This is a genomic window from Paraburkholderia atlantica (assembly GCF_009362785.1).
GTDB classification, from domain to species: Bacteria; Pseudomonadota; Gammaproteobacteria; order Burkholderiales; family Burkholderiaceae; genus Paraburkholderia; species Paraburkholderia atlantica.
On sequence record NZ_WHNQ01000022.1, the window covers coordinates 133,487 to 143,470 of the forward strand.

Below are 9,984 nucleotides of genomic sequence, written 5' to 3' on the forward strand. Positions count from 1 at the left end.
CCTTTCGGGTACGCGCAGGCTCAAGCAGCCGATGCAGCAGCGCAAATATAGAACGATGGAAAAAGCGCGTAAGCGCAGCGAAGTAAAAAACGGTTGCCGAAGACAAGCTTCAGCGTACCTCAGGCGAGGTTAGCGCGACCAGCGACGCCAGGGCCAGGCTCCCCGGTCGATGCTAATCAGACTCCGTTTTTTATTCAGAAACATGAGGATGAAGGACTGTTAAGTCGTGGATTGGTGCGCTGCGATCGCCTTGGCGGCGTCGAGCAGCGAGGCAACTATACCATCGGATTTTATCGTTTGTATAGCTTGGCCGTGGTTGTAGCCGTAGGGCACGGTCAGCGTCGCCATACCGGCCGCGCGGCCCGCCAGCGCGTCGTTTTCCGAGTCGCCGATCGCGACCGTGGCGCTCGGCTCGACGCCGAGTTGCGCGGCGGCAGTCAGCATCGGCAGCGGGTCTGGTTTCTTTTTCGCGAGACTGTCGCCGCCGAGAACGACGCTGAAATACTGTGCGAGTCCGTATTGCTGCAGCAATTCGAGCGCGAAGCGGTGCGGCTTGTTGGTCACGCAGGCGAGCCTCAGGCCCGCGTCGCGCATCGCGCGCAGCCCGGCTTCGACGTCCGGGTAAAGCCGCGTGTGCACGCCATTGATCTTCGCGTACTCGGCCTGATAGATCGCGAGCGCTTCGTCGAAGCGCTCTTGCGCATGTTCGGTTTCGAAGCGCGGCGCGAGCACGCTGCGGATCAGATGCTCCGAACCTTTGCCGACATAGCCGACCACTTCCTCGCGCGTCGTTTCTTCCGCGTCGAGCTGAGCAAGCATGCCGTTCAGGCCGGCGGTGAAGTCGTCGGCGGTGTCGATCATCGTGCCGTCGAGGTCGATGATCGCGGCTTCGAGACGCGGGCCGGTGAAGGACGGGGCGGGGTACGGAGCAGTCATCGTCGGATCAGCGCTGGACGGTGGCGAGGGCGGCGCGCATCTTGTCGATCACGACTTTGTGATCGGGTTGGCCAAAAATCGCCGAGCCGGCCACGAACGTGTCCGCGCCGGCCGCCGCGATTTCCGCGATGTTGTCGACCTTCACGCCGCCGTCCACTTCGAGGTGGATGTCGCGGCCGGTGCGCTCGGTGTAGGCGTCGATGCGCTTGCGCGCTTCGCGCAGCTTGTTGAGCGCCTCGGGGATGAACGACTGGCCGCCGAAGCCTGGGTTTACCGACATGATCAGCACGAGGTCGACCTTGTCCATCACGTGATCGAGATAGTTCAGCGACGTCGCCGGATTGAACACGAGGCCGGCCTTGCAGCCGTGGTCGCGGATCAGCGACAGCGTGCGGTCGATGTGCTCCGACGCTTCCGGGTGAAAGCTGATCAGGTTCGCGCCGGCTTTCGCGAAGTCCGGCACGATGCGGTCGACGGGGCGCACCATCAGGTGCACGTCGATCGGCACGTCGACGTGCGGGCGGATCGCTTCGCAAACGAGCGGGCCGATGGTCAGATTCGGCACGTAGTGGTTGTCCATCACGTCGAAGTGGATCCAGTCGGCGCCGGCGGCGACGACGTTGCGGACCTCTTCACCCAGACGGGCGAAATCGGCGGAGAGAATGCTGGGGGCGATGCGAAATTGCGTCATGACGGGAGGCGGATGCAAGCGGGAAAGCGCCATTTTACCGTTTTTGCGCGTGCGGACCGGCGCGCTGGCCGCGGTTGGGATCGCGGAATCGCGCGATGAACCATCGCAAAGCGCTGGCGCAAAAACGGCATCGAGAGGCGGCGCCGCAAAGCGGCCGGGTCCCGGCGTCTTAGACGCCCCTGGCCAAAACGCGTGTTCGGTTGCGGCCATGCCGCGCATCAAGCAGAATGCCACTCCATGAGCGCCGCATCGCCGCTGCACCCGCAGACCATTGGCGTTCGGGGCCTTCCACGATTTTTCACAGCCCGTTTGATCAGATCGGAATCAGGATGAGCCAGTACGAATTCAGCGTCTCGGCGCAGGTGCAATACCTGCCCGAAGAATCGGACCCGGAGCGTCGCCAGTACGCCTTTGCCTACACGCTGACCATCCGTAACAGCGGGCAGGTGCCTGCACAGTTGATCGCGCGTCACTGGATCATCACCGACAGCGAAAACACCGTGCAGGAAGTCAAAGGCCTGGGCGTGGTCGGTCATCAGCCGCTGCTCAAACCGGGCGAGCATTTCGAATACACGAGTTGGGCAGTGATCGCGACGCCGGTCGGCACGATGCGCGGCGATTACTTCTGCGTGGCGGAGGATGGCGAGCGCTTCGAGGCGCCGGTGCCCGAGTTCGTATTGCGCATGCCGCGAACGTTGCATTGAACCGGCGCGGTACTGCGCGGTCTTTAATGAGTTCGTATGGCGCGCGACGCAGCGGGCAGTTGAGTGGCTGGTTGGATGAGCGCTCGGGCGAGTGCTTGTTGCACGAAGGCTTGCGCGGTTCTGCGTGCAGCCCGCAGGCCACACGGTCACTGCGGTTTTTGCTGTTTGGACCGTTCAGCCGACCTGGCACGTCCCGCTTTTTTCTTGCCGGACGACGTCCACACAACGATAAAGACGAGCAGGAATAGCGCGACAAGCGATTCCAGCGCGAAGATGAGCATCGGGTATTCGTCGAACAGATCAGACATGGCGGTTTCCATCAAGAACGAACATTGTATGCGTTTTGTCCGCAGGGCCGGCGCGTGGCTTGGAGCACTGTCGGTTGCAGTGTTGCTTGCCTCCTGCGGTGGCGGTGGCGCGATCCGGCCTTCACCGCCGAGCGGCGCGGCAATCATCCCCGGCCAGATCGCGTCGGCGCGCCTGACCGCGGTTGCGTGGCAGCAGGTGCCGGGCTGGCAGGACGATTCGCTGATCGGCGCGACCGCCGCATTGCGGCAAAACTGCACGAGGCTCGCGCGGCAGCCGAACTGGTCGCGTGCATGCGCGGCGGCCGCGCAAATCGACGATCTCGACGTCACCGGCGCGCGCGCCTTCTTCGAAGCCTACTTCACGCCGTTCCAGCTTGCGAATAGCGACGGCACGCTCGACGGCCTGGTCACCGGTTACTACGAACCCCTGCTGCGGGGCTCGCGCACGCGGCACGGCGTGTATCAGACGGCGCTGTACCGCTGGCCCGCCGGCTATCGCGCGGGGGCGCCGTTGCCGGCGCGCGCGCAGCTCGAACGCTCGGGCGCGCTCAGCGGCAACGAACTCGTGTGGGTCGACGATCCGATTGAAGCCTTCTTTCTGCAGGTGCAAGGCTCGGGGCGCATCGTGATGGAAGACGGCAGCGTGATGCGCGTCGGCTTTGGCGGGACCAACAATCAGCCGTACAAGTCGATCGGGCGCTGGCTGCTCGATCATGGCGAGATCACGCCTGCGCAGGCGACGATGCAGGGCATCAAGGCATGGGCGCGTGCGAATCCGACGCGCGTCGATGGCCTGCTCGATACCAATCCGCGCTTCGTGTTTTTCCGCGAGATGCCTGCGGCCGAAAGTATGCCGAGCGGCGGCGCGGACGGTCCGATCGGCGCGCTCGGCGTGCCGTTGACGCCGGAGCGCTCGATCGCGGTCGATCCAAGCGCGATTCCGCTCGGCACGCCGGTGTTCCTGCAGACCACGCGGCCGTTGACGAATTCGCCGATGAACCGCCTTGTGTTCGCGCAGGACACTGGCACCGCGATCAAAGGTGGCGTGCGCGCCGACTATTTCTGGGGCCTCGGCGACGATGCCGGTGATCTGGCTGGCAAGATGAAGCAGGGCGGCAGGATGTGGTTGCTGCTGCCGAATTCGTGAGGCGGTGGGGCGGAGACGGAAGCGTGACCGCCGCTTGAGTTACAGCGGCTTTCGCGAGGCGGGTTTGAGGCTGCCGCGAAGCCTTCAATAGATGTCGTTGAAATCGGCGTCACGTGTGGATCTGGTCCGTGCGTGACGCCGTTTGTTTGTTGGGCTCGTACGCTGCGCGTCGTTTCCCGTTGCCTCTTTCCCGACTTAGAGGCCCGACTTGCGCTTGTCCACCACGCGCCGCGCCTTGCCCACCGAGCGCTCGATTCCATTCACCGCCAGCACGTTTACCACGGCGCTCACGCCAATCAGCGCCTTGATGTCGTAAGCCAGCGCGTTTTTCGCGGCGGTTAGCGCCGAGGTATCCGGCGCGCTTTCGGGGCACGGTTCGACGTTCAGCGTCAACACGTCGAGCGGCCCTTCCTTCGTCAGCACGATCTGATAGTGCGGCGCGAGCGCGCGCTGCTTGAGCAACAGTTCTTCGATCTGCGTCGGGAACACATTGACGCCGCGCACGATCATCATGTCGTCGGAGCGGCCCGTGATCTTTTCCATGCGCCGCATCGTGCGAGCGGTGCCCGGCAGCAGGCGCGTGAGATCGCGCGTGCGGTAGCGGATGATCGGCAGCGCTTCTTTCGTCAGCGACGTGAACACGAGCTCGCCGAGTTCGCCATCGGGCAGCACCTCGCCCGTTTCGGGGTCGATGATCTCGGGATAGAAATGATCTTCCCAGATCGTCGGGCCGTCTTTGGTTTCGACGCACTCCGAGGCGACACCCGGGCCCATCACTTCGGACAGACCGTAGATGTCGACCGCGTCGATTCCCATGCGTTTTTCGATCGCCTCGCGCATGTCGTTGGTCCACGGCTCAGCGCCGAAGATGCCGATGCGCAATGAGCAGCTGGCCGGGTCGATACCCTGGCGTTCGAATTCGTCGGCGATCGACAGCATGTAGCTCGGCGTCACCATGATGATGTCGGGCCGGAAATCCTGGATCAGCTGCACCTGCTTTTCGGTCTGGCCACCGCCGAACGGAATCACGGTGAGCCCCGCGCGCTCGGCGCCGTAATGCGCGCCGAGGCCGCCCGTGAAGAGGCCGTAGCCGTAGCTCACGTGCACCTTGTCGCCGCGCTTCGCGCCGGCGGCGCGCACCGAACGGGCGACGAGGTTCGCCCACGTATCGATGTCGCGCGCCGTATAGCCGACGACGGTCGGCTTGCCGGTCGTCCCGGACGATGCATGGATTCGCGAAATCTGCTCTTGCGGCACGGCGAACATCCCGAACGGATAGTTGTCGCGCAAATCCTTTTTCGTCGTGAACGGAAACCGCGCGAGGTCCGCGAGCGACTTGACATCGCCCGGATGGACGCCGGCTTCGTCGAATTTGCGGCGATACACCGGCGAATTTTCATACGCATGGGTGAGCGACCATTTGAGCCGTTCAAGTTGGAGCGCGGCGAGCTCGTCGCGGCTGGCGGTCTCGATCGGATCGAGCGGAATAGCGGTGCTCATCGAATGTCTCCTTGCTGCCTCAGTATCTGAGTCTGATATGTGACGCGTTGGCGCCAGAGCGCCACGCGGACAGCTTTCCGCGTGGGCGGTGATGGCTTGCCGCCGCTAATTGTTAGTCGCCGTTGGGGATCAGGTTACCCTTGATTTGCGCCGACTTGCCGCGAAACATTGCGACGGTCTCGCCGGCGCGATTCGTCACGCGAATATCGTAGATTCCAGTGCGCCCGTTCAATGTCTGCTCGACCGCTTCGGCGCTCAACACGTCGCCGCCGTGGACTGGCCGCAGATACTCTATCGAGCAGCCCGCCGCGACCGTATTGATGTTGTAGGTGTTACAGGCGAATGCGAAAGTCGAATCGGCGAGCGTGAAGATGAGGCCGCCATGGCAGATCTGATGGCCGTTCAGGAAGTCGTCGCGCACCGCCATGCGCAGCCGCGCATAGCCGGGGCGCACTTCGAGAATCTCGAGCCCGAGCGCGCGGCTGCAGGCGTCGTTTTCGTACATTGCAGCGGCTGTCGCGCGGGCGAGTTCGTCTGCCGTCATCTGGTCTGGGCGGGTGGTTTGTGTCGACATCTCAACGTCCCTCGAAGCGCGGCGCGCGTTTTTCGATAAATGCCTGCACGCCTTCCGCGTAATCGTGCGAGGCGCCTAGTTCGCGCTGCAGATCGCGCTCGAGATCGAGTTGCCGGTCGAGCGTTTGGGTCGTGCCGGCACGCATCGCCTGTTTGATCGCGGCGATCGCGCGCGTCGGTTGCTGGGCAAGCTGGGCCGCGAGCTTTGCCGCTGCCGTAGCCAGTTCGGCGTCGTCGAGCACTTGCCAGATCAAACCCCAGCTTTCGGCCTTGTCGGCGCTGAGCTTGTCACCGGTGATCGCGAGGCCGAGCGCGCGTGCCATGCCAACGCGCTGCGGCAGGAACCACGTGCCGCCCGAATCCGGCACGAGGCCGATCTTCACGAACGCCTGGATGAAACTCGCGGAGCGAGCCGCGAGCACCAGGTCGCACGCGAACGCCAGATTGGCGCCCGCACCGGCGGCCGTGCCATTGACCGCCGCGATAACCGGAAACGGCAGCGCCTGCAGACGGCGGATCAACGGATTGAAATATTCATCGATCACGGCGCCCAGGTCGGTCATGGCGCCTGGCGTGAAATCGAGGTCGGCGAGATCCTGGCCGGCGCAGAAGCCGCGACCGGCGCCGGTGAACACGAGCGCACGGGCGCCGGACTTTTCGACCTGATCGAGCGCCCCGCCGAGTTCCTGATGCATCGCGCGCGTGAAGCTGTTGAGCTTGTCCGGGCGATTCAGAGTGACGGTGGCGACGTGGCTCGATGAGTCGATGTCCAGCCGGATCGCTTCGTATGACATGGGGTGTCTCCTCAAACTCTCTTTGGCCGATGGGCACGGTGGCTCGGCTGGTGTCGGCGTGTGATGCCGACCCGATGTCTGATGTTAGTCAGAGCGCACGACCCGGTCCATCCGCCGAATGGCATAGGACGAGGTCGAGCGTTGTATTGAAGCCGTGTCTTATGCCGTTCAGCCAGCTACTGCCGGCGCCGTTTTCGGTTCAACATGAACGCGGCTTTGAACGACACGGAAGCGGTTGGCGACGAAAGCTGCGTCGGCCAGCGCGGCATTGGCAGCCGGGTTGGCGCCGGTGCCGTGAAAGTCCGAAAAAGCCGCGGACTGGTTGACGAACACGCCGCCGGTCAGGTTGATCGACAGCGCGACACCGCCGCGAATCGACGCTTCGTGCGCGGCGTCGAGCACCGCGGCGTCCGTGCTGTAGACCGCCAGCGTCAGCGCGCCGTGCTCGGCGGCAATGTCGCCAGCGAGGTCGAGCGACTGCGCGGTCGAATCCGTCGCGATGACGAACGAGATCGGCCCGAACCATTCTTTCGTGAACTGGGCGTGGTCGGTCGCGGCGTCGAGTTGCAGTACCAGCGGTGTGCGCACGCGAGCGCCCCCAAAGGCTGGATGTTCGAGCGTCTGGCTCGCGACGAGAACGTGGCCAAGTTTGGCGGCTTCGTCGATGCGCTGCATGACACCATCGTTCTGGATCGCGCCGAGCAGTTCGACCGCGCGGGCCGGATCGGCGACGAGCTTTTGCACCGCACCGGCAAGTGCCTGGGCGACACCGTCAAAGCTGAGCGTGCCATCTGCGGTGCGAATGCCTCCGCGCGGCACATAGATGTTTTGCGGTGCGGTGCACATCTGGCCCGAGTACAGCGCCAGCGAGAACCCGATGTTGCGGGCGGCCGCCTTGATGTCGTCGACCGAGTCGATGACGATCTGGTTGACGCCGGCCTTTTCGGTGTAGACCTGCGCCTGGTGTGCGTTGCGCTCGAGCCAGGTGCCGTTCTGGGTGCTGCCCGTGAAGTCGATCAGTTTGATCTCGGGGCGTTGGGCCAGTTGCTGGACGAGGGCGCCGTCGTTCGGGTCGGTGGCCAGCAACGTGACGACGTTCGGGTCGAAGCCCGCTTCGCGCAATACGTCACGCGCGATGTGCACGGTCAGCGCGAGCGGCAGGATTGCGCCCGGATGCGGCTTGACGATTACCGTGTTGCCGGTGGCCAGGTCGGCGAACAGGCCCGGATAGCCGTTCCACGTCGGGAATGTGCAGCAGCCGAGCACGAGACCGATGCCGCGCGGCACGACGGTGTAGCGCTTATGCATCGCGAGCGGCGGGTTTTTGCCTTGCGGTTTTTCCCAGTGCGCATCGGCGGGAATTCGGCGCAGCTGATCCCACGCATACGCGACCGCTTCGAGCGCGCGATCCTGCGCGTGCGGGCCGCCTGCCTGGAAGGCCATCATGAACGCCTGGCCGGTCGTGTGCATCACGCTGTAGCCGAGTTCGAAGCTGGCGCGATTCAGACGCGCGAGGATTTCGAGACTAACGCCGATCCATGCCTGCGGGCCGGCCGCGCGCCACTCGCGTTGCGCCGCCGTGGATGCGGCGATAAGCGCGTTCTGATCGGCTTTCGGGTAACGCACGCCGAGCGGGAAGCCGAACGGCGAGACTTCCGCGCCGACTGTTTCCCCGGTCGACGGTTGGTCCAGCTCGAACGCCTTGTCTAGATGGGCCTTGAACGCGGCTTCGCCGTCCGCGTTGGCTGTTTCCCCGTACACTTTCGGACTGGGCATCTCGGCGAACGGGCTCCAGTAGCCGCGCGTTTCGAGCGCGGCGAGCGCTTTGTGCAGCGTGTCTTCGTGCTTGGTGAATAGCGGATGTGTCATGGCAAAGGGGCTCGGCTGTACGTTGGGGGAAAACCTGTCAAATAATTGACCGACCGGTTGGTTGGGGAATGGTAGCATCACTGCGAACGATGCGCGAAGCGTTTTTCGCGTGCGATAAACCCTTATGGAGGTGGCATGGCTTACGAAAACATTCTGGTTGAGACGCGGGGGCGGGTTGGACTGATTACGCTCAATCGCCCGAAGGCGCTAAATGCATTGAACGACGCGCTGATGGACGAACTGGGCGCCGCGTTGCGGGAGTTCGATGCCGACGAGTCGATTGGCGCAATCGTCGTGACGGGCAGCGAGAAAGCGTTCGCGGCCGGCGCGGATATCGGCATGATGGCGTCTTACACCTATATGGATGTCTACAAGGGCGACTACATCACGCGCAACTGGGAAGCGGTTCGCTCGATCCGTAAGCCGATCATTGCCGCGGTGGCGGGCTTCGCGCTCGGCGGCGGCTGCGAACTGGCGATGATGTGCGACATCATTTTCGCCGCCGACACGGCGAAGTTCGGTCAGCCGGAAATCAAGCTCGGGATCATGCCGGGGGCGGGCGGCACGCAGCGCTTGCCGCGGGCAGTGTCAAAAGCGAAGGCGATGGACCTCTGTTTGACCGCCCGTTTCATGGATGCCGCCGAAGCGGAGCGCGCCGGACTTGTTTCGCGCGTGATTCCGGCTGCATCGCTGCTTGACGAAGCGGTTGGCGCGGCCGCCACCATTGCGGAATTCCCGCTGCCGGCGGTGATGATGGTCAAGGAGTCGGTCAATCGAGCCTATGAAACGACGCTCGCGGAGGGCGTGCATTTCGAGCGTCGCCTGTTCCATTCGCTCTTCGCCACCGAAGACCAGAAAGAGGGCATGGCCGCGTTCGTAGAGAAGCGCAAACCGGTTTTCAAACACCGTTAATACGCTTGTCAAAATATCGCTTGCAAGTCGCGATGGCGGCGACTAGAATTCCGCTCTTTCGTGCTCCGGACGCCGGGGCGCGGGGAAGCGGGAAGCCTTTGCTGGCGAGGGCTTCAGCGGCGTGGGCAGGTTAAGCAAGTGATAAAAACCTGTTGACGATCCGGCGGAAGTTCTTCATAATCTCGTTTCTCTGCTGCAGACGCAGCGACGCAAACGAAGCAGTGCCGGGTAGTGGTGGTTCAGGCGCTGCGAGTTTCGCGGATCGATCTTTAAAAACTAACAGCCGATAAGTGTGGGCGCTTGATGCGGAATGCGGCAGCGGATTCTTCGGGATCTGCCGCAAGGCAAAAGTATCAGAAGCCTCACACAGTATTAGAGGAAGGTTTATCTGTCGAAAGACGGATTGATCATCGTCAGTACGTTGAGTGAGCGACCGGTTTCTAACGAAACCGAAAACAGTAACAGGTTTGAACTGAAGAGTTTGATCCTGGCTCAGATTGAACGCTGGCGGCATGCCTTACACATGCAAGTCGAACGGCAGCACGGACTT

Annotated in this window: 10 protein-coding genes and 1 rRNA gene; 4 read left to right on the forward strand and 7 right to left on the reverse strand. The window is 63.3% G+C overall.

What is annotated here, in order from left to right; translation table 11 throughout:
- Positions 1–219 precede the first annotated feature (219 nt).
- The gene (locus tag GCT19_RS27280) at positions 220–936 is read right to left on the reverse strand and encodes a phosphoglycolate phosphatase (protein WP_018433758.1); all 717 of its coding nucleotides are present in this window, start codon (positions 934–936) and stop codon (positions 220–222) included.
- Positions 937–943: 7 nt separating this feature from the next.
- Complete coding sequence (rpe, locus tag GCT19_RS27285; protein ID WP_375792050.1) at positions 944–1,627, reverse strand: ribulose-phosphate 3-epimerase; 684 nt, start codon at positions 1,625–1,627, stop codon at positions 944–946.
- A 329-nt stretch (positions 1,628–1,956) separates the two neighbouring features.
- Between rpe and apaG the strand changes: the two genes are divergently transcribed.
- On the forward strand, positions 1,957–2,331 hold the full coding sequence (apaG, locus tag GCT19_RS27290) for a Co2+/Mg2+ efflux protein ApaG (RefSeq protein WP_013090633.1): 375 nt from the start codon (positions 1,957–1,959) through the stop codon (positions 2,329–2,331).
- A gap of 146 nt (positions 2,332–2,477) precedes the next feature.
- Here apaG and GCT19_RS42910 read toward each other — a convergent pair whose 3' ends face one another.
- Positions 2,478–2,639, reverse strand: a complete 162-nt coding sequence (locus GCT19_RS42910) for a hypothetical protein (RefSeq protein ID WP_018433756.1) — start codon at positions 2,637–2,639, stop codon at positions 2,478–2,480.
- Positions 2,640–2,667: 28 nt separating this feature from the next.
- On the opposite strand from GCT19_RS42910, the gene mltA reads away from it, so the two are divergent.
- The gene (gene mltA, locus GCT19_RS27295) at positions 2,668–3,786 is read left to right on the forward strand and encodes a murein transglycosylase A (RefSeq protein WP_152853652.1); all 1,119 of its coding nucleotides are present in this window, start codon (positions 2,668–2,670) and stop codon (positions 3,784–3,786) included.
- A gap of 195 nt (positions 3,787–3,981) precedes the next feature.
- On the opposite strand, the gene paaK is transcribed toward mltA, so the two are convergent.
- The 4 genes from paaK to paaN all read right to left on the reverse strand — a co-directional run bounded on the left by paaK (position 3,982) and on the right by paaN (position 8,522).
- Positions 3,982–5,286, reverse strand: coding sequence for a phenylacetate--CoA ligase PaaK (gene paaK, locus GCT19_RS27300; protein WP_018433754.1), 1,305 nt, complete (start codon positions 5,284–5,286; stop codon positions 3,982–3,984).
- 112 nt (positions 5,287–5,398) lie between these two features.
- The gene (gene paaI / locus GCT19_RS27305) at positions 5,399–5,860 is read right to left on the reverse strand and encodes a hydroxyphenylacetyl-CoA thioesterase PaaI (RefSeq protein WP_026228347.1); all 462 of its coding nucleotides are present in this window, start codon (positions 5,858–5,860) and stop codon (positions 5,399–5,401) included.
- Between the two features lies 1 nt (position 5,861).
- Positions 5,862–6,653 (reverse strand): 2-(1,2-epoxy-1,2-dihydrophenyl)acetyl-CoA isomerase PaaG, encoded by a 792-nt coding sequence (paaG, locus tag GCT19_RS27310; RefSeq protein WP_152853653.1) that lies wholly within the window; start codon positions 6,651–6,653, stop codon positions 5,862–5,864.
- 168 nt (positions 6,654–6,821) lie between these two features.
- The gene (gene paaN / locus GCT19_RS27315; RefSeq protein ID WP_152853654.1) at positions 6,822–8,522 is read right to left on the reverse strand and encodes a phenylacetic acid degradation protein PaaN; all 1,701 of its coding nucleotides are present in this window, start codon (positions 8,520–8,522) and stop codon (positions 6,822–6,824) included.
- Between the two features lie 135 nt (positions 8,523–8,657).
- Here paaN and GCT19_RS27320 point away from each other — a divergent pair, with 135 nt between their 5' ends.
- Both GCT19_RS27320 and GCT19_RS27325 read left to right on the forward strand, forming a co-directional pair.
- A complete protein-coding gene (locus GCT19_RS27320; protein WP_152853655.1) occupies positions 8,658–9,434 on the forward strand; it encodes an enoyl-CoA hydratase in 777 nt (258 codons plus the stop codon).
- Between the two features lie 469 nt (positions 9,435–9,903).
- Positions 9,904–9,984 (forward strand): 16S ribosomal RNA (locus tag GCT19_RS27325); the annotation flags it as partial.